Raw genomic sequence first — 22,544 nt, forward strand, 5'->3', positions numbered from 1 at the left:
AGAAAGTTTTATATATTGGCACATTTTACTCTATATATTGAGAGGGGGTTATTTAAAGATGAAACTTACACTAGCTGAACCAAAATATCTAAAAGACAGTATTTCAATCATTTCTGAATTAGTTACTGAAGCAAAATTTAAGATTACACCAAACGCAATGGAATTAGTTGCAATGGATCCTGCAAATGTTGCTATGATTATTTTTAAGCTATTGAGTTCTTGTTTTACAGAATACGATGTTAAAAAAGAAACAGAACTATCAATTGATTTAGGAAATTTTAAGCAGATCTTGAGAAGAGCAGGAGCCAACGACATGCTTAGTATGGAAATTGGAGACAACAGATTAAAAGTACAGCTTAAGGGAAGAACAACCAGAACATTTTCATTACCTTTACTTGATAGCGAGGAAAAAGAACAAAAAGTGCCTGAGTTAAATTTCCCTCTTAAAATAACCACAACCACTTCTATATTTAATGATGCTATAGAAGATGTTGATATTGTTGCAGAGAGTGTTACATTTGAAGCGGATAAAAACAATTTTGTTATTGAAGGAGAATCTGATCTATCAAACGCACATATTGAGATAAAATCTAGTGATGATACTAATATAACTTCTGATAGCGATGATAAAATAAGATCAAAGTATAGTGTTGAATATCTAAAAAAAATAACTAGTGCTTCTAAATTATGCGATAATGTTGTAATCCAGTTTAACAAAGATTATCCTTTAAAATTAGACTATGTCATGGTTGATAAAATTCAATTGAGTTTTATATTAGCCCCAAGAGTAGAAAACGACTAAAGTATAGGAGCTATTAGTTTTTATCAATTTATTCTTGAACTTTTAACGTATCAATTGTGATGGGCGTCAAAATTCTTTCCCAACCATTATATTGTAAATGTTCAATATGCGTTTCTTCATTTGGGTTTGTTAACCCCAGTTGTCTTTGCATATCATATATTTCGGCAGCAAGAGTTATGGTGCCAACAACAGAAGGCAAATTCAATCCTAATTGTTGATTTAGTTCACTTGTAATTATTTCTCTTGCTCTGCAATAATGTTCTGCTTGACCTTCAATTTCTTTTTCTTCTGCAATTGATTCTAACCTTATTGCTTCTTTTAGATTAGTATCATATAAATCTCTTGATGGCCATTCCCCTTTAGATCCTAAAAGCATTCTCATAATGTTCTGAGAACTAGCAACAAAAGACACTGTATCTTCTACGACTCCATTAAACCCAGAATCTTTTACATATTGAGAACCAGTAAAATCAGTTATACTTCCTAAACGAATATTTTGTTCATGAATAGGACCTAGATGAGTTATTCCTGCTTTCCACATAATAGCCAAATCTCTTGTTGCACCCCGGATTATATACTCTGCTAAGTCCTCTTTAGACATATTTAATGCTTCTGCAACATCAGGAAGATCCTCATGATAATGAGATACTGAAGGGCTTGATTTAACAGCTCTAACATATGCACCCAAACTTTCTCCATTAAATTGATGTAACTGTGGTATCTCATATGCACAAATTAATATAACACTATCATAACTATTAGCATTTAAGTGATTAAGCATTTCGACAGAATGTTCCATTCTTGTTTTTGTCATCCCACCATTACATTCTCTACCACCCCGAAAACCATTTATTAAATCAAGAGGCATATCTCCATAATTTACCCCTTTTACTTCTAAGAGATATAACTCATCATTAATCAGGATAGGTTGTTCTAAAGTGGCTGTTCTTCCAGTAGTCCATTTCATTCTTTGAACTTCTACTGGAACTTTCTCCCCAGTAGACTCTAATCCAAAATCATTTGGACTATAGAATGCTGCTAAAGAATTAACTCCTAATTGTGATAAAATTTCATCTAAATCGGGATGTGCTTGAACTAAATCAACCCCTTTTAGGATATCAAAATCCTTTGAAATTAATGTATATTCATTTGTTGCATCATCATTGTTTGAACTAGTCTCAAATCCAACCAACCTTTCCCATAATTTATTTTCTTCTTTGTCCCAAATACTACCTATATCGAGTAATGGGCTTTTTGAATCTGAACATATAATCTTTTCTACGCCGTCTTCATTAGGTCGAGGATATGACATAATATTCTTGTATCTTGAAAAATCAAAGACATAACTATTTCTTTCTGGAAGCATTATATCTCTCAATTTGCCATCAATTATGACCCTACCATTTCTTACTTTATTCATTTCTACCCTCATTTTCAAGAAGTTTTCTTATGGCAAATTCAAATATATGGGACTGATTTCTAAAAGAACCATCTCTAAGCTTATCTTTTAATTTAAGCATGATTTCTTCATCTATTGTAATACTAGTCTGATGTTTCATAATATATTATATCAGAATACATCATTCCTTTATAAATGTTTCTACTGATTAGTAGTTATATTATTTAATGGAGATAAAAACGACCAAATTTAGAAAGCAAAAGTTTATAAATATCTAGTTCTAGAAATATTGCAAGAATGGAAGAAGAAAAGAGTGTTGTTGAAGATTACATAAAAAAGGGTTTAGAAAAAGGTTTTAATATAAAATACATAAAAGAAGTTCTTATTAAACACGGCCATTCCTCTAGCAATGTTGAAACTGCAGCAAACAATATAATAGGACTAAGATATCCTGAAAAATTAAAACCACATCTAGATGAAGTTAGAACAGAAAAACAAAAAACTAAGTCTCCTAAATGGTTATATGCTTTAATTATTATATTGATTTTAATCAGCGGATTTTTTGTTGTTAATTATCTCTTAAATAGAAGCGAAGTTGGAAAAGTACAATCACAATTAGACGAAATTGAAAATATTGGAGTAGACATAGATGATTTAAGCACAACAATGAAAACACAAATGGCTTTAATAAAAGAAAAAGACTTAACTATTGATGAAAAAGAGAAGATTATTGAAGATCAAATAAAAACTATTGAAAAAATTAATGATAAAATACAAGAACAAAAAACAAAATTAAACTCTTTGCTTTTAGATATTATGAATAGAATGATTGGAAGAATGAGTGGATAATTCTATAATTTAAATATTAATAAAATAATATAAAGAAATTATTCTTCTTTGTCTTCAGGCTCTGCTTCTGAATCTTCAGGATTATAGGATGGTACTGCTGCTTTGCTTATAATCATTATATCTCCCATTGATTTAACAAGTTGGTGTGGCACAATAACACCTTTTGCAGAACCCAAAACCTTTGATAAAAAAGAACCTTTTGTTGACCTCACCCTCCATCCAGAAACTCTTGTTGATGTGAGGATTGCTTCTTCAACATCCCCAAAATATTCACCATTATCTGTAAAAACACGTACATCATAACTTTCAGTTATTTTTTTCATCTTTAACATTATATATTCACCTTTTATTTTTATGTAGTAGTCAATATAAGAAGGTATTAGTATATAAATTTTTTGATTAATGATATTATCTCAAACCAATCCAAACCTTTTTAAATCGTCATATCCCTCCAAGATGTATGACAGAAAAAATATTATGCAGATCAATAGTTGAAGTAGTCGGCAAGCCAAAAGAACACGTGGAAAAAGCCTTAAATCTTGTTATTGAAAAAGCTCAGGAAATAAAAGGATTAAAAATAGAAAAAAAGGAAATTTCAGAAATAAAATCTCTTAAAGATGAAAAACTCTCAAAAACAGAACACAAAATTCAGCAAAGCACAGGAGAATTATTCACATCATTTGTCGAAATCGAGTTTATGGCAAACAATCTAGATGTAGTTGCCTCTTTCTGTTTTGATTTCCTACCTTCTTCTATCGAAATAGTTGAACCAGAAAAAATGAAAATTAACACACACGACGTATCAAATCTAATGAATGATTTATTATCAAAACTTCACAACGCAGATATGGCTGTTAAAAGGTTAAATTTTGAAAATGCCGCTTTAACAAACAACGCAAAATTATTATTAAGAAACATGATTATGGTATCTCTAAAACTAAAAGAGCAAAAACTAGAAGATTTATCAAGCTCAATAGGAATACCTGTAGATCAATTAAAACCTTTCTTAGAAGCTTTAGTTAATGAAAACTTTGTAAAAGAGGAAGAAGGCCTTTACAAACTAAATAAAGATGGATGATATTAAAAATAAAGTAGAAGCTTTATTATTTTCTTCAGGCAAAGCTCTATCTCATGAAGAAATTAAAAGATTATGCAGATTAAGAGAGGACGAACAACTCAACAAAGCCTTACAAGACCTAAAAGTAGATTATGATAATAGAGATTCTTCATTAATATTAGTAAATGAAGGTGATAGATGGAAAATCACAACAAAAGAAAATTATTTTCATGTTGTAAAAAAAGTAGTTACAGAAACAGAATTATCCAAAACATTAATGGAAACATTAGCAGTTATAGCGTGGAAATATCCAATAAAACAAGCAGACCTCATAAAAATAAGGACAAACAAAGCATATGATCATCTAAGAGAATTAGAAAGTATTGGATATATCACCAGACAAAAACACGGAAGAACAAAATTAATAAAACTAACAGACAAATTTTTCTCATATTTTGATTTACCACCAGACAAACTAAAAGAAAAATTCTCAGATTTTAGCCAAATCGCAAAAGCCATATCAGATAAAGAAATCGAAATCGAAGATATGAAAAAAGAACATCAAAAAAATATAGGAGAGGCCAAAAAAATGCAGGAAGAGGACGAACAAAAACAAAAAAAAGATTTAAAAAAAACAGAAAAAGAAATCGATTTAATTGACGATAAAAACGAAAAAATTAAACTAGATACATACGAAACAACCCAGGAACCAGAAAAACCACAAGAACCAAAAAAAACAGTAGAAACCTATGAATCAGAAGAAACAAAACAAGAACCAGCAGAAAAACCAAAAGAAACCAAAGAAGAACAATCTGCCGAAGAACGACCAAAAGAAGAAGCAAAACCAGAAACACCAAAGGAAGAAGTTGCTAAGCCCGAGGAAAAACCCGCTGAAAAAAAGAAAGAAGAAGAAAAAGAACCAGAGAAGACAGAAGAACAACCAAAAGAAAAACCAAAAACAACTCAAGAAAAATCTATGGATGAAAAAGCAGACGAATTAGTAGAAAAACTATTACATCCAGAAGAAAAAGAAGAATAAATTAAAATGATGTTTCTGCTTAAATGCCCTAAATGCAAACACGATATGAAATATCAAACAGATTCTATGATTTTATCTAAAAAAAGAAAAAAATGCGTTTATTGCAACAAAAGTTTTATAGTAAAAGACAGAATTGTTAAAAGATTAACGTAATTTCCAGACGGCACCAAACCCTTGAAAACAGCCGATACAGGCCTTCTACCCTCTATTTTCAACCAAAAGACTTATAAACAATTAAGTAGTTTTAACTACTAGAGAACTCTTCTCTATCTTATTAAAATGGAAAAATCTAAACCAGAAATAAAGGAGAAAATAGTCGACAGAGTCATCGAAGAAGAAATGAAACAGTCTTATTTAGATTACTCTATGTCAGTCATCATAGGCAGGGCATTGCCAGATGTCAGAGATGGACTAAAACCAGTCCATAGAAGAATTCTTTATGCTATGAATGACATGGGCATGTTGCATAACAAACCTTTCAAAAAATCTGCAAGAATTGTTGGAGAGTGCCTAGGAAAATACCACCCACATGGAGATACTGCTGTTTATGATTCAATGGTCAGAATGGCTCAGGATTGGTCATTGCGTTATCCTTTAGTACAAGGCCAAGGAAATTTTGGAAGTGTTGATGGAGACAGACAGGCCGCAATGCGATATACTGAGGCAAGATTAAACAAAATATCTGAAGAAATGCTAAAAGACATAGACAAACAAACAGTTAAGTTTGTTCCCAACTTTGATAATAGCCTAAAAGAACCTTCTGTTTTACCTAGCAAAATCCCGAATCTATTAATTAATGGTTCATCAGGAATTGCAGTCGGAATGGCCACAAACATTCCACCGCATAACATGATAGAAGTTTGCGAAGCAATAACCACCACAATAAACAATCCAGAAATAACTGTTGATGAATTATTCAAAATAATAAAAGGCCCAGATTTTCCAACAGGAGGAATAATCTGCGGGAATAAACCAATTCTTCAGGCCTATAAAACAGGAAGAGGAAAAGTAATTGTAAGATCTAAAACAGAAGTAATAGAAAAAAAACAAAAACAAGTCATAATCATAAAAGAAATACCTTACATGGTAAACAAAGCAGAGACAATAAAAGAAATAGCCAGATTAGTAAATGATAAAAAAATAAGAAACATTTCAGATATAAGAGATGAATCAGACAGAGAAGGAATGCGTGTTGTCATAGAGTTAACTAAAAACGCAAATCCAGAAATTGTAATTAATCAATTATTCAGACACACAAGATTACAAGTTACTTTTGGAATTATTATGTTGGCTTTGGTCAACAATGAACCAAAAATACTAAACCTAAAACAATTAATCCAGGAATACATAAAACACAGACAAATTATAGTAAGAAGAAGAACAGAATTTGATCTTAAAAAAGCACAGGAAAGGCAGCACATACTATCTGGTCTGATAATTGCTCTAAACAATATCGATTCTATAGTCAAATTAATCAAAGCATCAAAAACAACAGAAGAAGCAAAAAAATCATTGATTGTTGACTATAAACTAACAGAAATACAAGCAAAAGCTGTGCTTGAAATGAGACTACAAAAATTGTCTTCTCTTGAACAACAAAAAATAAAACAAGAATATGATGAACTAACAAAACTTATCGAAAAATTAAACAAAATTTTAGCAGATGAAAACAAAATCCTCAAAATAATCAAGCAAGAACTTGAAGAGGTAAAACAAAATTATGGAGACAAAAGAAAAACATCCATAATTGAAGAAGAATATGAATCATTTGAGGAAGAAGAACTAATCAAACCAGAAGACAACATAATAACAATAAGCCACACAGGCTATATCAAAAGATTACAGGTAAATCTATACAAACAACAAAAACGAGGTGGAAAAGGAGCTAGATCAGCTACAACAAAAGAAGAAGATTTCATAGAAGAAATATTTGTAGCTAATACACACGATTATATCTTATTCTTCACAAACAAAGGAAAATTACATTGGTTAAAAGTATATCAAGTACCAGAAACAGGAAAACAAGCAAAAGGTTCAGCAATATCAAATTTGCTTCATCTACAAGAAGACGAAAAAATAAGCGCCTTTGTACCTATTAAAGATTTTAATAAAGGATATCTGATGATGGCCACAAAAAACGCAATAGTCAAAAAAACAAGCCTAAATGAATTTTCAAAACCAAGACGCGGCGGAATAATCGCAGTTAACCTAAAAAACGACGATGAATTAATAAATGTACTCAATACATCAGGAAATGACCAAATTATGTTGGCAACAAAAAATGGCCAGGCAATAAGATTCAAAGAAACAGATATAAGGCCAACAGGAAGACAGGCAGCAGGAGTTAGAGGAGCTAGGCTAAAAGAAAAAGATAAAATAATCGATATGGTTAAGGCAGACGATACAAGAACCCTATTAACAATAACAGAAAACGGTTATGGAAAAAGAACTTCTGTAAAAGCTTATAGATTAATATCAAGAGGGGGTTCAGGAGTTAGAAACATAATCTGCTCAGAAAGAAACGGCAGGGTTGTTGCAGTAAAATCAATCACAAACAACGACGACATAATGTTCATAAGCAAAAAAGGAATTACAATAAGAACCCCGGCAAAAGACCTAAGAATTATAGGAAGAAATACACAAGGTCTCAGACTTATGAGATTAAATAAAGGAGATAAGGTGGTTGCAGCTGCTAAAATTATTAAAGAAAATAATAATACAGAACAACAAAATGAAAGCACTGGCAATAACCCATAAAGGAATCGAAGACATTACTTCTCTAGAAATCAACGAATTAATCAAAACAAAAACAACAACCAAAGAAACTTGTGTTATATTTGAACCAAAAGCATTTGAAGAAATTGCTCTAATTTGCTATAAAGCCCAATCTGTCAAAAAAATTCTCTATCTTTTAGATTCATTTAAAATAAATTCCTTAGAAGATCTAAAAAATGTTAGTAAAAGCATAAAAGAGATAAGTAAATTCATAACAAAAGACAAAACATTTGCAGTAAGATGTGATCATATTGAAAATGAAAATCTTGAAAGAGATGAAATTTGTATAACAACAGCAAACGCATTAAAACTTAATGCTAAAGTTGACTTAGAAACTCCAGACATAACAATTTTTGTCTATATTTATAAAAACGATTGTTACCTAGGAATAGATTTTTCAGGAGAAGACATAAGCAAAAGGGATTATAGAATTTATACCCATTATGACGCATTAAAAGGAACAATTGCTTATTCATTACTAAGAATTGCAGATTATAAAAAACAAGATATTATACTTGACCCTTTTTGTGGTTCAGGAACAATCCTAATTGAAGCTGCTCTTTTTGCCAATAATTTTTCTCAAAATTTCTATTCAAAAGACAAATTTGCATTTCTTAAATTCAAGGAAATGGACTTAGAAAAGTTTGATTTAAAACAACCTTTTAATGGAAAAATTATTGGTTATGATATTGAACTAAAATATATTATCTCTGCAAAGAAAAACGCAAAAATTGCAGGCATTGAAAAATCTATAACTTTTAGTAGAGTTGAAATAAAAGATTTAGACATAAAACTTAAAGAAAAAAGCATAGATAAAATAATAACAAATCCGCCAAACCAAACCTATAAAAATCAAAGAACAATCGAAAGAGCGTATAATGGTTTTTTCCAACAAGCAAATTTCATACTAAAAAATAACGGAACAATAACAATCATTACAAGAACCTTTGATTTAATCAAGAAATCAGCAAAAAACAACAAATTCAAAATACTAAAACAAAGAAACTTGGATATAGGCAAAGAACAATATGAAATAATTGTCTTTAAGAAATAAAATGGAATGCAAAAAAGAACAAAACCTAAAAAATTGTAATTGCAGTTATCCTGGATGTAGCAGAAAAGGAATGTGCTGTGAATGTCTAAAATATCATCTAGACAAAAGACAACTACCAGCTTGTTGTTTCCCAAGCGATATAGAAAAATCCTATGATAGAAGCTTTGAAAAATTTACTGAATTAATACAAAACAACAAAATATAAAATTATTGGATAAACTTTATAAAGACAATAAAACTACTCTATCTTTATGTTAAGAACTAACACATGCGGAGAATTAGACAAAAAAGACATTAATAATAAGATAGAGTTAGCAGGTTGGATGCACTCAAGAAGAGATCATGGTGGCTTAATATTTATAGATTTAAGGGACAGATATGGTCTAACCCAAATTGTTTTTGATCCTAAACACAACAAAAAAGTTCATTCTGTTGCAGAACACCTTAGAAGAGAGGACATAGTCCATATAAATGGCAAGGTTCGTGCTCGTGGCAAAGGTTTAGAAAACCCAAAATTAAAAACAGGAAAAATAGAAGTTTTAGTCGATTCTGTTGAAGTAATTGCAAAAGCAGCAACCCCTCCAATAGAAGTTGATGACAGGATTGAAGCAGGAGAAGAAATAAGATTAAAATACAGATATTTAGATCTAAGAAGACCAATCATGCAAAACAGATTATTGACAAGGCACAAAATTGCACAATCCACAAGAGAATACTTTGATAAACACAATTTTTTAGAAATTGAAACACCACTTTTAGTAAAATCAACACCAGAAGGGGCAAGAGACTATATTGTTCCTTCAAGAGTTAATCTTGGGAAATTTTACGCACTGCCTCAAAGCCCACAGCTATACAAACAACTACTTATGATTTCTGGATGTGATAGGTACTATCAAATTGCACGTTGTCTAAGAGACGAAGATTTGAGGATAGATAGACAACCAGAACATACTCAAATTGATTTTGAGATGAGCTTTGTAGATTCTAATGATATAAGAGAGTTTATAGAAAACCTCTATAAACACTTATTTAAAGAGGTTCTTAATATAAAATTAGACAAATTCCCTATTCTTTCTTATAAAGAATCAATGGATAGATTTGGAACAGACAAACCAGATTTAAGATTCGGTTTAGAATTAATTGATGTAACAGATATTGTAAAAAAGTCTGATTTTGAAGTATTTCAAAAAGTAGAACAAGTTAAATGTATAAATCCTAAAAAAGATTTCACAAGAAAAGAACTTGACGAATATATAGGTTTCTGCCAGAAAAACGAAGCAAAAGGCATGGCCTGGATGAGAGTTACTGATGAAGGCCTAGAATCTAATATTGTTAAATTCTTTAATCCCTCTCTTCAAAAAAAACTATTAGAAAAAACAAAAGCAAAAAAAGGATCTGTTTTAATGTTTATTGCAGACAAACAAAAAAATGTAGCTGATGTATTAAGCAGATTAAGATTAAAATTAAGAGATGATTTAAAACTAGTTAAAGAAAAAGATTTCAAATTTTGTTGGGTTGTTGATTTCCCATTATTTGCATATAATGAAGATGAAGACAGATGGGAACCAGAACATCATATGTTTTCAATGCCTAAACCAGAATTTGTAAAAGATTTTGAGAAAAAACCCAAAGAAGTTATAGGAGATTTATGGGATATTGTTCTTAATGGAACAGAATTAGGATCTGGATCAATTAGGGTAACTAATCCAAATGTACAGGAAAGAATAATGAAACTTATAGGATTAAATAAACAAGAAGCAGAGAAAAAATTCGGATTTTTACTACATGCTTATACATATGGTGCACCACCTCATGGAGGAATGGGGCTTGGTTTTGATAGATTAGTGGCTCTAATGTGCGGATTACAAGATATAAGGGAGATTATTGCATTTCCAAAGAATAAAGCAGCACAATGTCCAATGGATGGAAGCCCAAGTGATGTTCCAGAAGACCATTTAAAGGAATTACACATTAAATCTGAAGATATTAAGGGAAAATAATTCTTTAAAACGATATATTTATATAAAAACAATTCTATTGTCTAAACAAGTAGTAAATATTTGTTTAGTATTAATATGAAAAGAGGTGTAAAATCAGTTTTTATTACTTTAAGTATTATTCTGACTATTTTTATTACTTTAAGTCTACTTGTAAATGCTGCTATTTTTAATAATAACTTAGATACAGGATTAGTCTCATACTGGTCTTTTAATGGAAGCGCAAACGACGATCAAGGAAGTAATGACGGTTCTGTAAGTGGCGCAACTTTAGTAAACTCTTGTATATCAGGACAAGCATATTCTTTTGATGGTTCTAATGATTATATTAATGCTGGAAAAGATTCTAGTTTACCTTCAACAGGAGTTATTACTGTTTCTGCGTGGATTAATTTTACAGATTCCCAACATGCTGCCATTGCTGGAAGATTTATTGCACAAAACAGCCGCACAGGCAATGATTCATACATAGTCAATAATACAAATCTTTTAGCAGTATTCACAGATACAGGAGATATTGAACTTAAAGGAGATTGCAAAGTTCTAGCTTCTTGTGGTTCAGGAATATTTGAAATTTATAATAGCGGTATTGTTGCATCAATCAACTCAACAGGAGATTTATGCTTAGAAGCAGGAGATTGTACAATAGATGCCAGTTGTTCTGCAGGAAGCTTAAAAATAAAAGATGGAAGCGGAACAGTAGTATCTAGTATTAATAGTTCAGGAAGCCTATGTTATACAGGAAATTTAATTCAAAGAGGTTTTAGATAAAAATGAAAAAAATTACACTAATTATAACATTTTTACTAGTTTTGTTGCCTCTTCAAACATATGCTGCTGGTTATACTTCAGACGATGGCAAAGGATATCTTCTAAGTATTAGTGATGGAACTTTAGGAGGAGCAGGAACTAAAGCAGTATCTATACTGGCTTATAAATATGATTATGCTATTGAAACTACAACTCCTACTTATAATAATGGCAAATGGCATCATGTTATTGGAGTATTTAATATTGACACTGGAACTGTAAAATTCTACATTAATGGATATTATATGGGCTCAACCACAAACACAAGTCTAACAGATTTAGATATATCAAATGCAGATTTTTTAATCGGTAGTCTTTTACATATTAATACATCCGGAGAAAACAATGCAGATTATTTTAAAGGAATGATAGATGAAGTAGCTGTCTGGAATCGGGAATTAGACTCAACAGAAGTTTCTGCGCTTTATAATAATTATACTGATAAATGGCTTTGTGATGAGTGTGGAGATTCTAATATAAGTGGTGGAGAAGAGTGTGAAATTGATTATGACTGCCCAACATATTATGATAAATGTCATAACTCTACCCATATAAACCAAACAGCATCATCTTGCGGCAGTTGTTTATGTAGCTATCAAACAACCACTACTATGTGTGGTTCTAATGAACAATGCATAGTAAATGAATGTGTAGATCTTTCAGAAAGTGAATTTTATTTAGATACATGTGAAACAACATCAGATTGTGATGCTAATTATTGTTGTTATAGACCATATTCAAACATCAATGGAACATGTAGAAGTGCTCTTCCATCAGGAACAACCAATGCTACTATTGAAACAAACTCTTGTCTTTGTTTAATATCCAGATCTGATTTAGGTTATGGCACAACATGTACTAATACAGGAAATTCTCCTTGTTGGGATGTAGATTCAGCACAATGCTGCGGCAACGAACCAACAGAGACATGGAACACAACACAATATTCAAGCGAATTTGTAGAAGATGTACTTATTAAAGGAACATGCACATCAGGGGCATGGAAAACAAGAGAAGAAGCAGCACTTACATATTATGATATATGGTCAGAAGAAGAGTAATTTATTTATAAAAAACGAAACATTTTTATATCAACTGATATAATATTATAACATATGATACAAAAATGTAACACATACAAAGTATTAAAAGTATTTTTAGATGACCCTTTAAAGGGATTTAAGCTAAGGGAAATCTCAAGAATATTAAAATTAGGGTTGCCTTCAGTTTCAAAATATGTTAAAGATTTAGAAAAAACAAAATTAATTATTTCAAAAGAAAAATATGGAAGTAAATTATGGTTTAGTAATAGGGAATCAAGATTATTTAGAATATACAAAAAATTTGAAACAATTAGATCCATAGAAGAAAGCAATTTAATCAAATATTTAGATAAAGAATTAAACTTTCCAACCATTATATTGTATGGATCACATGCACTAGGCGAAGATAGAAAAGAATCAGATATTGATTTGTTTATAATAGCACCAAACAAAAAAAAAATAGAAACCAAACAATTTGAAAAAACACTTAAAAAAAAATTGCATTTATTCATTCACACAGAACACGAAATAAAACAAATGAAAATAAACAATAAAGAACTGCTTAATAATGTTTTAAATGGAGTTGTCTTAACTGGATACTTAAAGGTGTTATAATGAATGACTGGGAAAAATCAATAGAAGATGGAAAAGTTTTGAAAATATCCCTCAACCAAGAAAGAGCAAAATCATTAATGATATCCTCTTTAAAATTACTAAATATTATTGAAAAAATAAAATTAGATAAAGAAAATGGTTTTTTTATTTTAACAAATTACTATGATATTATCTTAGAATCACTGCATGCTTTGTTATACAAAAAAGGATATCAATCTTTAGATCATTTAAGTATTGGGTATTATATAAAAGATGTACTAGATAACCAGGAATTTTTTAACATATTTGATAAATATAGAAAAACACGAAATAAAATTTTGTATTATGGAAGAAACATAGACCCCGAGACAGCACAACAAGGAATAAAAGATCTAAAAAGATTGTATCAATTTGTTAAAAAGTTATTAGAATAAAAATAAAAACTATATAAACCACTAGTTTACATATATAAACTGTTAGTTTAAATGAAAGATGTAACCTACTATTAGTGTCAATTGATACTAATAAATAATATACCTTAGTTTACGATAATATCACTGATTTAGAGAAGAAAGATACCTTAACAAAACAAAAAATTTGAACAATAATTGTAACATAAATGTTACATATGGCACAAAAAGATTACAAACTGGAAATTATGAAACTTTTATCAAAAAAAACAAACGTTTAAATATCCAAATTCATAACAAATAAATGAGAAAGAAAAAAGAGGTGGTTTAAATCGAAATCAAAAAAAGAGGAATATTTACTTTAGTTCTAACTTTTTTATTAATTTTTTGCACAACTTTAACATTAGCAGCAAACGAGTTTGTAATTGACGCCGCAACAGGAAACGTGGGAATCGGAACGAGTAGTCCAAGTGAGAAATTGCATATACAAGATGGGAATCTTATAATTAATAATACACCTTCACAACCAGCTATACAAATTTATCATTCTGACGCTAATCAATTAAGAGCTGCGATTGATGGGTATGGGAGAGCGGTTTTTGGTTACACTTCTGCTCCAGGTACAGGTCTGGCGACAGGTACTACAGTTTATATTCTTGCTGGTGGTGCTTCTACAGTTCCTCTCAAAATAAGTGGCTCTGGAAGCGGTCATACAGGGAATCTATTTCAAGTTTGGAGAGATGGGACTATCCAAAGATTTGTAATACAAGCAGACGGAAACGTAGGAATTGGAACTAGTAGTCCTGGTCAGAAGTTGGATGTAGTAGGGAATATACGTTTAAATAACGGAAATTATCTTCAAATAAATGATAGTTCTGGATATGAGAGGGTAAAGCTTACAAGAGCTGCGTTAGAATTTTATGAATCTGTTGGAACTATCTCAAACACTTTTACTAACAGCCACATGAAACTTGGGAATTTAGGGTATGGCTCTCTTGCTACTTTTTTACAAAGTTCAGATAATGTAGTTAGGATTTGGGCAAATGGAGCGCTTTCTGTTGGGCAGTCTCTTATAAACAATACTTCTCCAGGAACAGGTGACCTTATTGTTGCAGGCAAAGTAGGAATCGGGACAAGTAGTCCTTCTTATCCCTTAGATGTTAATGGAACTATAAAAACAAATGGTGAAATTAGAATGGCAGAGCCTTCTATAATCAGATTAGGAACTGCAGGTTTAATCTGGGAGTCCGGGGCGAATTTGATAATACAAGAAGTAGGCAGGAACTTCTTTCTGGGAACAACAACAGAAAACGAACTGCAATTTAAAACAAACAACACTGCACGAATAAGTATTATGTCTGATGGTAAAGTAGGAATCGGAACAACAACCCCCTCACAAAAATTAACAGTCATCGGAACAGTAAACGCAACAAACTTTGTAGGAGACGGCTCAGGCTTAACAGGAGTAGGAGGCGGAGGAGGCACAGGAATATGGAACCGCTCTGGAACAAACGTATTTCTAAACAATAGTGGCGATAAAGTAGGAATCGGGACGAGTAGTCCTTCAAACTCCTTGCAAATAGGAAACGCAATCTTTTTTAACGCAACGTCTGGAAATGTCGGTCTAGGTGAAGCACCATTATCAAGCATTCGTATAAATGTACAAGGTAATCGAGTAATGAGATTTGAGAATGCAGCATTAGATGGATTTGAACTTGCTCAAATAAATACAAAAACCTGGGGATTTAATCAATTATCTGGTGGACATACTTTTCAAATTCAAGCACATGCAAAGGTAAATAGTGATTTAACTGTTGACACAGACACACTTTTTGTTGATGCGAGCGAAAATGCAGTAGGAATCGGAACGGACTCTCCAGAAAGTGCATTACATATAATTGATAATCCTTCTGCCCCTGGAACAGCAAAATTAATTCTTGATAATACAGGAGGTTCCACAAATGATGAAGATAAAATAGAATTTAGGCACGGCGATTATGAACAAGCATATATCAAGACGATTCTAAATGTAGGATGGCCTACAGACCTTGCTTTTGGCACAGCTACAGGCATGGGAAGTGGTTTAGATGAACGAATGAGAATTAAAAGCACTGGAAATGTAGGAATCAATACAACAACACCATTAACAGCATTAGAAGTAGTAGGAACAATAACAGCAACAAACTTTGTAGGTGACGGCTCTGGCTTAACAGGTGTTGGTGGTAGTGGAGGCACAGGAATATGGAACCGCTCTGGAACAAACGTATTTCTAAACAATACTGGTGATAATGTAGGAATTGGAACAAGTAGTCCAAATGAATTACTTACAGTCAGTAATAGTAATATTCTTCAAGAAGGAGGTGGAGGAATTTATGCTGTTCAAACTGTTGGAGGTTCTGATGTAAGATTTCAATATAACAAAGCAGGAGGAAATGCTTATTTAAGATTGATGGATGTTTCTAATAATACTGATTTTGAGTTTAATACAAATGGTGATTCTTGGTTGAATGGTGGGAATGTAGGAATTGGAACAGATAGTCCAACAGCAGAACTGACAATTAAAAATTCTGCTGATAATACAGATATGTTAAGTTTAGAAAATGCTGCGGGAACAAGAGTGGCTAATTTTGGAACAGATGTAAGTGGAGATGGTGTATTAATTGTGAGGGATTCTTCTGGAAATGTTAAACATTATTTAGATGGTGATACAAGCACAGATACTTATTTTAATGCAGGTAACGTAGGAATTGGGACAAATAGTCCTCTTTCTAAATTACAAATTGGTGATGGTTCTGGTACTGCGTGGACTAGCACTTCTTATCCTGCATTATGGATTTATGGATATGATAACGAAGCAGCTGTTGAAGGGTTTAGAGTTCAAGATGAAAATGATAATATTGATTTCAGATTAAAAAGTGTAGGGGATGGAGGAACAACAGGGGCTACTGCTTATTTTAGGGGAAATGTGGGAATAGGGACGAGTAGTCCTGCAACATTATTACATACAAATTCGTCAGGGCAGAATTATTTGAAAGTTGAGACTACTGGCGCTTCTTCACAAGCTGCCCTACAATTAAAAACAGGCACCGCAAATGCCGACTGGATTACGTATATTCCCGAAAGTTCTACTGATTTGAGATTTTATCGTGGTGCAGATAGAATGGTATTGGATGCCTCAGGAAATCTTCAAATAGATGGTGACCTAACAACAAGCAGCCTAGCAAGTTGTGATACAATTGATACAGATTCAAATGGACTTTTATCTTGTGGAACAGATGCATACTCAGCAAACACATGGAGAGGAATTGATGACTCCCCTGTAAATGGTGTTACTACTGAATCAATATCCTCCAATTGGGCTTATGACCACGATGCAGCTTCAAGTGCACACCATGTAAAAACAGTAAACACAGACACCCAAGACTTGGGCACAAGCGGTACTACAATAACTTTAACAAATAGCCCTGCTGTTACAGCACCATATGCAACCTATTCTGGAAATACAAATTCATGTAATAAAGATGCAACATGTGAAACAGGAAATATCCTAACAGGGGCAAATGGCTATTTGTACTTGGGTGGAACAGATATGTTCTTGCAGGACAACAGCGGTAACCTAGTCGTAAGTTCCTCTAGCACCGCCTCTTATAAATATGATTCTACCAACAATGGTGTTGGATTTTTTCAGATTGCTTCAGGAACTGATACAGTACTGAAGATTGACAATGCTGGAAAAGTCGGCATCGGCACAACAAGCCCAGCATCAAAATTAAGTGTTGGTGGCACTGGTAGTTCTAATTATGCTATATCTGGGCAAGGCGCGTTATATGGCGTTTTTGGCGCAACAGCAACCAATGGTGGAGCTGGTGTTTATGGTTACGCTAGTTCCGCTGCTACTTCTTATGGTCTCAGGGGCCATGCTACCAATGGTTATGGTGTATATGCATCTGGCTCTGTGGGTGCAGGATATATGTCAGGCAATCTTTATGTATCTGGGGTTTGCAGTGGTGGTGATTCTTGCAACCAAGATATTGCAGAAAAATGGGCGTCAGAAAAAGCATTAAAACATATCCATTGTGGTGAAGATAGATTTGATTATACAAATGAAATTATTCCAGATGACATGAAAGAGGATAACCATCAATACAAATGCATATTAGACTCTTCCTTTGAACTAGAATTTGAACAAGGAGATGTTATTTGTTTTGATAAAGCTATTGATTCTGTTACTGTTATAAGATATTGTGATAAATCCTATGACAAAACAGCACTATCAACACTAAGTTATCATGCAACAATGACTATTGGAGCAGATTATTATCCTTATCCGATTGCTTTAACAGGTAATATTCCAGTAAAGGTTATTTGTGACAACCCTATAGAAGTAGGTGACCCTTTAGTAACATCAAACAAACAAGGTTATGCAATGAAATTGGATATTTCAGATATCACAACATTTAAAGAATTTCAGGAAAGAAATAATGCAATCTTTGCAAAAGCCCTGGAACCTTGTGATTCCGGAAAAAAACTAATTAGGGCTTGGATTTAAAAACATCTTTGAAACAAGAACCCTACCAACAAGGCAACTCATACATGTGGTGTGATATATTTAATCAAACTTAAACTAAACAACATACCTTTAATTTAATTAACAAAGCCCCTGAAACCCCCCAATCCACCCATCTCATCCCCAACAACCAAAAATTCTTAGTAAAATCAGGTTGTTAAATTACTAGTAATATTAGATTGTTTTTTTAGTAGAATTATGTTGATAAAACAATTTATAATAGAAAACACAAATAATTGAGCAAAATAGTTGTGTTTTCCAGATATCATAGCGGATTTATTGATAAATTATTTTAGTCTGCTATTATACATTTAAAAAACCAATAATTTTAAATATACTAAAACTATCTAAAGTTATAACAGAACAAGATGAAATTTAGAATAATTATGGAACAAGACGAAGATGGTATTTTTGTAGTTGAATGTCCATCATTACCTGGATGTGTTTCTCAGGGAAAATCAAGAGCAGAAGCCGTAAAAAACATCAAAGATGCTATGAAAGGTTATGTCCAAAGCTTAAAAAAACATAATGAAGCAATACCCCCTTCTATAAGGGAAGATACAATTGAAATAAATGCCTAAACTACCTGTTATTTCTGGATTGAAAGCTGTAAAAGCGCTTTCTAAATTAGGATATAGGATTGACCACCAAACAGGTTCTCATTTAATTCTTAGACACGAAAAAGAACCTCATAGAAGACTAACTATTCCCAATCACAAAGAATTATCCAAAGGAACGTTAAGAGCAATAATAAGACAAGCAGGTTTAACAAGAGAAGAATTTTTAAGATTAGTAAGATAAATTCTATCTACTCAATTCACCCATCTCAGCCAATCAACATACAACTTCTTAGTAAAATCAGGTTGCCAAATTACTAGTAATATTAGATTGTTTTTTTAGTAGAATTATGTTGCTAAAACAAAAACATATAAATATAATGTGCTGAAGATTAGACCAAGATTTCTTTTTAAAAAGAGAAACATAAGAAATGTCAAATATTATTCTATGCTTCGGAAATTTGAAAAATTTCCGAAAGATTTAAATAATTCCAAAGATTAAAAAAGTATCATGACAGGCTTTAATATGATTATAGAAAAAGGAGAAGATGGATATTTGATATCTGAAGTAGTTGAGCTTCCAGGATGTCATACACAAGCAAAAAATATGAATGAACTTCTTGAAAGAACAAAAGAAGCTATTTCTCTTTATTTAACAGAACAGGGAAGCGAATTTAAAGATAAGTTTATTGGTGTACAAAAATTAGAGGTTTAGATGTCAAAACTTCCTTTAATAAGTGCTAACGAATTAATTAAGATTCTTGTAAAAATGGGATTTAAGATTATGAGGCAATCTGGAAGCCATATATTTCTCAAACATATAGATGGAAGAACAACTGTTGTTCCAAATCATCCCGGAGAAAAAATTGATAGAGGATTATTAAATAAAATCCTTAGAAAAGATGTACAGATTTCTCGAGAACAGTTTTTGAAATTATTATAACTTATTTTTAAATTACAAAGAGATAAAACTCGCATTTATTTTTATTACATCAGTGTATTATAAAAATATGTTTTTTGTTCCATCACTATAGAAACATTTATATATAAGTAAGATAATCTTATTTTATGGAAATAACAAAACTGAGCACAAAAGGACAAATTGTAATACCTGAATCTATGAGAAAAGGTTTAGAAGTTGGTAGCGCATTTAAAGTAATTAAAAAAGGAGAACTTATAATTTTAAAAGAAGTAGAAGGACTCACTAAGGAAGAAATGGAAGAAATGAAAGAACTTGATAAGATTTGGAAAGGTATAGATGATGGTAAGGGAGTAACCATGAATAAAAAAGAGTTTCTTAAGGAACTAGAATCTTGGTAAGAGAATGTCTGACGAAATAAAGAAAATAACTCGTTCTCCAAAATTTATCAAACAGACCAAACAACTAGATGAATTCAGTCTCAAAAAGCTAGGGAAACAAATATTAAAAATCTTAGAAAATCCCAATGTTGGAAAACCTTTGAAATATAAAAGAGGTGAACGGTCACTCTATATTAAACCATTCAGATTAGTTTATGCTGTAAGAGAAGATGAGGTTATTTTATTAAAATTTGACCATAGAAAAAGAGTTTATAGAGATTAAGTAATGTGAATAAATTATGTATGAATAATATATACTCCAAAACCAACTTATCAAACAACAACTCTGCTCGCAAGACAACTCATACACGTGGTGTGATATGCTTAATCAAATTTAAGATAAACAACACACCTTTTAGTTTTTTAGTTTAATTAACAAAGGTCCTGAAACCCCCCAATCCACCCATCTCATCCAATCAACATACAAATTCTTAGTAAAATAATGTTGCTAAACTACTAGTAATATTTTGTTGTTTTTTTAGTAGAATTATGTTGCTAAAACAAAAAGATTTAAATAACAAAAAAAAACAAATTTAATATATGCAACCAGAAATTAACAAAATAAATTGTCCTAATTGTTCCTCAAAGAATCTTAAAAAATACGGTGTTCAAAAAAATAAAGCACAAAACTTACAAAAGTACCAGTGTAAAATTTGTAAAAAAATATTTACATTAAAAGACCAGTCCAAAAACAAAACATATCCAATAAACATCATCCTTAATGCATTATCTTATTATAATTTAGGATACTCTCAAAACGATATTAATAAAATTCTTTCTAAGAAGTTTAAGCTAAAGCCCTCTCAAAAAACAATCTCTAACTGGATAAATGAATACAAAAACATCACAATATTTAACAAACTAAGAAAAGAAGCATCAAAACTTTACACAAAAGAAGAAATAATAGAAAAACACACATTCTTACACAACAATTTACCTTATAAATTCCAAATTCACAAAGCAAAACTAGATTTGTTATTCCAAAACAAATACAATAATAAATTCTCAAATCACTCAAAATTCCAAAAACCAATAAAACAATACCTGGAAAAAATTCCAACAAAAAAATTTCCTCACCACATATTCAAAGAACACAAAGAAAAGAAAAGTTCAAATACATCAATTGCTCAAATTGATAATATTAAAAATAGATCAGAACAAAGAGCATCACAATTAAAATTCTCACATCTTAAAATAACACACATCTCAAAAAATAACCTAGCCAACAAATTAGCATCATTGGCTCTCAATCTGGCAAAAAACAATAAACAAAGACATGAAGCAGTACAAACCTTCATGCTAATCAACGATTCAACAACAATAGCAGCAGAAGTCCCTATCTACTTAACAAATGATGACATAACTTATTTTCTAAGCAGAAAATTCACTCTGCCATTAGAAAACCAACAAACCCCAATCACAGGGCACATAGACATATTACAAATTAGAAACAATCTTATCCATATTCTAGATTATAAGCCAGACGCAGCTAAAACAAAACCCATAGAACAACTGACAATATATGCCTTAGCATTAGCATCAAAACTAAAATTAGATCTAAAATCATTTAAATGTGCGTGGTTTGATGAAAAGAACTACTATGAATTCTTTCCTTTGCGTGCTGTTTATGAAAAGCCATAAAAAACCAAAAAGTTTATATACTATAGCCACTATAGTACCTATAGAATGCCATCAACAATTCAATTAAGCAAGTGTACAAAAGAATTAGTTAGTTCCTTCGGTACTAAAGAAGATACTTATGAGGATATAATTAAAAGGATATACAAACTTGCAGTTAAAGAACAGTTAAGAGAATTTCTCATGTCTTCTAAAAATACAGTAACACTGGAAGAAGCAAGAAAAATTATTAACAAGTAAGATGGCTAAGATAGAAATTCTAAAATCTCTTGTGCTTGAAATAAAGAAGAAATTCAGTAAAACAGAAGCAAATAAAATTCTTGATATTATCCATAGTTTAAAAAATAACCCTAGAAAAGGAAAACTTTTAGGAAATGTTGGTGGACTTGTAATTAAAGAACTAAAATACAAAAATTTTCGTTTCTATTTTATCACAGATGGGTTTAAATTAAAATATTTTGATGAAGAAAACCTTGTAGATTTGCTTTTAAGGTTTGTTAGGATGTCTGATAAAAAACATCAACAAGAAACAATAGATAAAATCAAACATATTCTTAAAACAATAGGTACTGAAGAATTTAAATAGAATCACAA

24 protein-coding genes are annotated in these 22,544 nt (G+C 31.4%); 22 read left to right on the top strand and 2 right to left on the bottom strand.

Annotated features, from left to right (window positions below; genetic code table 11):
* The first annotated feature begins 37 nt into the window (after positions 1-37).
* On the top strand, positions 38-802 hold the full coding sequence (gene pcn / locus CEE44_03020) for a proliferating cell nuclear antigen (pcna) (protein ID TKJ17481.1): 765 nt from the start codon (positions 38-40) through the stop codon (positions 800-802).
* A 28-nt stretch (positions 803-830) separates the two neighbouring features.
* Here the strand turns inward: pcn and CEE44_03025 are convergent, their stop codons facing one another.
* Positions 831-2,234 carry a hypothetical protein gene (locus tag CEE44_03025; protein TKJ17482.1) on the bottom strand — a complete coding sequence of 468 codons (1,404 nt, stop codon included), beginning with the start codon at positions 2,232-2,234 and terminating at the stop codon, positions 831-833.
* Positions 2,235-2,498: 264 nt separating this feature from the next.
* Here CEE44_03025 and CEE44_03030 point away from each other — a divergent pair, with 264 nt between their 5' ends.
* Positions 2,499-3,050, top strand: a complete 552-nt coding sequence (locus tag CEE44_03030) for a hypothetical protein (protein ID TKJ17483.1) — start codon at positions 2,499-2,501, stop codon at positions 3,048-3,050.
* Between the two features lie 38 nt (positions 3,051-3,088).
* On the opposite strand, the gene CEE44_03035 is transcribed toward CEE44_03030, so the two are convergent.
* Positions 3,089-3,382, bottom strand: a complete 294-nt coding sequence (locus tag CEE44_03035) for a photosystem reaction center subunit H (GenBank protein ID TKJ17484.1) — start codon at positions 3,380-3,382, stop codon at positions 3,089-3,091.
* Positions 3,383-3,510: 128 nt separating this feature from the next.
* Here CEE44_03035 and CEE44_03040 point away from each other — a divergent pair, with 128 nt between their 5' ends.
* The 20 genes from CEE44_03040 to CEE44_03135 all read left to right on the top strand — a co-directional run bounded on the left by CEE44_03040 (position 3,511) and on the right by CEE44_03135 (position 22,536).
* A complete protein-coding gene (locus tag CEE44_03040; GenBank protein ID TKJ17485.1) occupies positions 3,511-4,128 on the top strand; it encodes a hypothetical protein in 618 nt (205 codons plus the stop codon).
* Positions 4,121-5,146 (top strand): SMC-Scp complex subunit ScpB, encoded by a 1,026-nt coding sequence (gene scpB / locus CEE44_03045; GenBank protein ID TKJ17486.1) that lies wholly within the window; start codon positions 4,121-4,123, stop codon positions 5,144-5,146. Before CEE44_03040 ends, scpB begins: the two co-directional genes overlap by 8 nt.
* 279 nt (positions 5,147-5,425) lie before the next feature.
* Positions 5,426-7,903, top strand: coding sequence for a DNA gyrase subunit A (locus CEE44_03050; protein ID TKJ17487.1), 2,478 nt, complete (start codon positions 5,426-5,428; stop codon positions 7,901-7,903).
* Positions 7,878-8,975 (top strand): hypothetical protein, encoded by a 1,098-nt coding sequence (locus tag CEE44_03055; GenBank protein ID TKJ17488.1) that lies wholly within the window; start codon positions 7,878-7,880, stop codon positions 8,973-8,975. Before CEE44_03050 ends, CEE44_03055 begins: the two co-directional genes overlap by 26 nt.
* 1 nt (position 8,976) lies before the next feature.
* Positions 8,977-9,180: a cytosolic protein gene (locus CEE44_03060; GenBank protein TKJ17489.1), complete on the top strand. Its 204-nt coding sequence runs from the start codon at positions 8,977-8,979 to the stop codon at positions 9,178-9,180.
* A 46-nt stretch (positions 9,181-9,226) separates the two neighbouring features.
* On the top strand, positions 9,227-10,975 hold the full coding sequence (locus tag CEE44_03065) for an aspartate--tRNA ligase (GenBank protein ID TKJ17490.1): 1,749 nt from the start codon (positions 9,227-9,229) through the stop codon (positions 10,973-10,975).
* 75 nt (positions 10,976-11,050) lie between these two features.
* Positions 11,051-11,743, top strand: a complete 693-nt coding sequence (locus tag CEE44_03070; GenBank protein ID TKJ17491.1) for a hypothetical protein — start codon at positions 11,051-11,053, stop codon at positions 11,741-11,743.
* Between the two features lie 2 nt (positions 11,744-11,745).
* Positions 11,746-12,843: a hypothetical protein gene (locus CEE44_03075; protein TKJ17492.1), complete on the top strand. Its 1,098-nt coding sequence runs from the start codon at positions 11,746-11,748 to the stop codon at positions 12,841-12,843.
* Between the two features lie 54 nt (positions 12,844-12,897).
* Positions 12,898-13,440, top strand: a complete 543-nt coding sequence (locus tag CEE44_03080; protein TKJ17493.1) for a hypothetical protein — start codon at positions 12,898-12,900, stop codon at positions 13,438-13,440.
* Positions 13,440-13,853, top strand: a complete 414-nt coding sequence (locus CEE44_03085; protein TKJ17494.1) for a hypothetical protein — start codon at positions 13,440-13,442, stop codon at positions 13,851-13,853. Before CEE44_03080 ends, CEE44_03085 begins: the two co-directional genes overlap by 1 nt.
* A gap of 421 nt (positions 13,854-14,274) precedes the next feature.
* Positions 14,275-18,378, top strand: coding sequence for a hypothetical protein (locus tag CEE44_03090; GenBank protein TKJ17495.1), 4,104 nt, complete (start codon positions 14,275-14,277; stop codon positions 18,376-18,378).
* Positions 18,379-18,764: 386 nt separating this feature from the next.
* Positions 18,765-18,977 carry a hypothetical protein gene (locus tag CEE44_03095; protein TKJ17496.1) on the top strand — a complete coding sequence of 71 codons (213 nt, stop codon included), beginning with the start codon at positions 18,765-18,767 and terminating at the stop codon, positions 18,975-18,977.
* Complete coding sequence (locus tag CEE44_03100; protein TKJ17497.1) at positions 18,970-19,197, top strand: hypothetical protein; 228 nt, start codon at positions 18,970-18,972, stop codon at positions 19,195-19,197. The genes CEE44_03095 and CEE44_03100 overlap by 8 nt, the downstream gene beginning before the upstream one ends.
* A gap of 267 nt (positions 19,198-19,464) precedes the next feature.
* Entirely contained in the window at positions 19,465-19,668 is a 204-nt protein-coding gene (locus CEE44_03105) for a hypothetical protein (protein ID TKJ17498.1), read from the top strand.
* Complete coding sequence (locus CEE44_03110) at positions 19,669-19,896, top strand: hypothetical protein (GenBank protein ID TKJ17499.1); 228 nt, start codon at positions 19,669-19,671, stop codon at positions 19,894-19,896.
* Between the two features lie 125 nt (positions 19,897-20,021).
* A complete protein-coding gene (locus CEE44_03115; GenBank protein TKJ17500.1) occupies positions 20,022-20,273 on the top strand; it encodes a hypothetical protein in 252 nt (83 codons plus the stop codon).
* 4 nt (positions 20,274-20,277) lie between these two features.
* Positions 20,278-20,535, top strand: coding sequence for a hypothetical protein (locus tag CEE44_03120; protein TKJ17501.1), 258 nt, complete (start codon positions 20,278-20,280; stop codon positions 20,533-20,535).
* Between the two features lie 317 nt (positions 20,536-20,852).
* Positions 20,853-21,953, top strand: a complete 1,101-nt coding sequence (locus tag CEE44_03125; protein TKJ17502.1) for a hypothetical protein — start codon at positions 20,853-20,855, stop codon at positions 21,951-21,953.
* Between the two features lie 45 nt (positions 21,954-21,998).
* Entirely contained in the window at positions 21,999-22,190 is a 192-nt protein-coding gene (locus CEE44_03130) for a hypothetical protein (protein ID TKJ17503.1), read from the top strand.
* 1 nt (position 22,191) lies between these two features.
* Positions 22,192-22,536: a hypothetical protein gene (locus tag CEE44_03135; protein TKJ17504.1), complete on the top strand. Its 345-nt coding sequence runs from the start codon at positions 22,192-22,194 to the stop codon at positions 22,534-22,536.
* Positions 22,537-22,544: the final 8 nt, after the last annotated feature.

The organism is Candidatus Woesearchaeota archaeon B3_Woes, assembly GCA_005222965.1.
Classification (GTDB): domain Archaea; phylum Nanobdellota; class Nanobdellia; order Woesearchaeales; family B3-WOES; genus B3-WOES.

Coding starts and splice junctions, on each gene's coding strand:
- CEE44_03110 (TKJ17499.1), top strand. CDS start 19,669: ATGTCAAAACTTCCTTTAATAAGTGCTAACGAATTAATTAAGATTCTT.
- CEE44_03055 (TKJ17488.1), top strand. CDS start 7,878: ATGAAAGCACTGGCAATAACCCATAAAGGAATCGAAGACATTACTTCT.
- CEE44_03135 (TKJ17504.1), top strand. CDS start 22,192: ATGGCTAAGATAGAAATTCTAAAATCTCTTGTGCTTGAAATAAAGAAG.
- CEE44_03060 (TKJ17489.1), top strand. CDS start 8,977: ATGGAATGCAAAAAAGAACAAAACCTAAAAAATTGTAATTGCAGTTAT.
- CEE44_03050 (TKJ17487.1), top strand. CDS start 5,426: ATGGAAAAATCTAAACCAGAAATAAAGGAGAAAATAGTCGACAGAGTC.
- CEE44_03100 (TKJ17497.1), top strand. CDS start 18,970: ATGCCTAAACTACCTGTTATTTCTGGATTGAAAGCTGTAAAAGCGCTT.
- CEE44_03115 (TKJ17500.1), top strand. CDS start 20,022: ATGGAAATAACAAAACTGAGCACAAAAGGACAAATTGTAATACCTGAA.
- CEE44_03030 (TKJ17483.1), top strand. CDS start 2,499: ATGGAAGAAGAAAAGAGTGTTGTTGAAGATTACATAAAAAAGGGTTTA.
- CEE44_03130 (TKJ17503.1), top strand. CDS start 21,999: ATGCCATCAACAATTCAATTAAGCAAGTGTACAAAAGAATTAGTTAGT.
- CEE44_03120 (TKJ17501.1), top strand. CDS start 20,278: ATGTCTGACGAAATAAAGAAAATAACTCGTTCTCCAAAATTTATCAAA.
- CEE44_03105 (TKJ17498.1), top strand. CDS start 19,465: ATGACAGGCTTTAATATGATTATAGAAAAAGGAGAAGATGGATATTTG.
- CEE44_03125 (TKJ17502.1), top strand. CDS start 20,853: ATGCAACCAGAAATTAACAAAATAAATTGTCCTAATTGTTCCTCAAAG.
- CEE44_03065 (TKJ17490.1), top strand. CDS start 9,227: ATGTTAAGAACTAACACATGCGGAGAATTAGACAAAAAAGACATTAAT.
- CEE44_03085 (TKJ17494.1), top strand. CDS start 13,440: ATGAATGACTGGGAAAAATCAATAGAAGATGGAAAAGTTTTGAAAATA.
- CEE44_03040 (TKJ17485.1), top strand. CDS start 3,511: ATGACAGAAAAAATATTATGCAGATCAATAGTTGAAGTAGTCGGCAAG.
- scpB (TKJ17486.1), top strand. CDS start 4,121: ATGGATGATATTAAAAATAAAGTAGAAGCTTTATTATTTTCTTCAGGC.
- CEE44_03095 (TKJ17496.1), top strand. CDS start 18,765: ATGAAATTTAGAATAATTATGGAACAAGACGAAGATGGTATTTTTGTA.
- CEE44_03035 (TKJ17484.1), bottom strand. CDS start 3,382: ATGTTAAAGATGAAAAAAATAACTGAAAGTTATGATGTACGTGTTTTT.
- CEE44_03075 (TKJ17492.1), top strand. CDS start 11,746: ATGAAAAAAATTACACTAATTATAACATTTTTACTAGTTTTGTTGCCT.
- CEE44_03080 (TKJ17493.1), top strand. CDS start 12,898: ATGATACAAAAATGTAACACATACAAAGTATTAAAAGTATTTTTAGAT.
- CEE44_03070 (TKJ17491.1), top strand. CDS start 11,051: ATGAAAAGAGGTGTAAAATCAGTTTTTATTACTTTAAGTATTATTCTG.
- CEE44_03025 (TKJ17482.1), bottom strand. CDS start 2,234: ATGAGGGTAGAAATGAATAAAGTAAGAAATGGTAGGGTCATAATTGAT.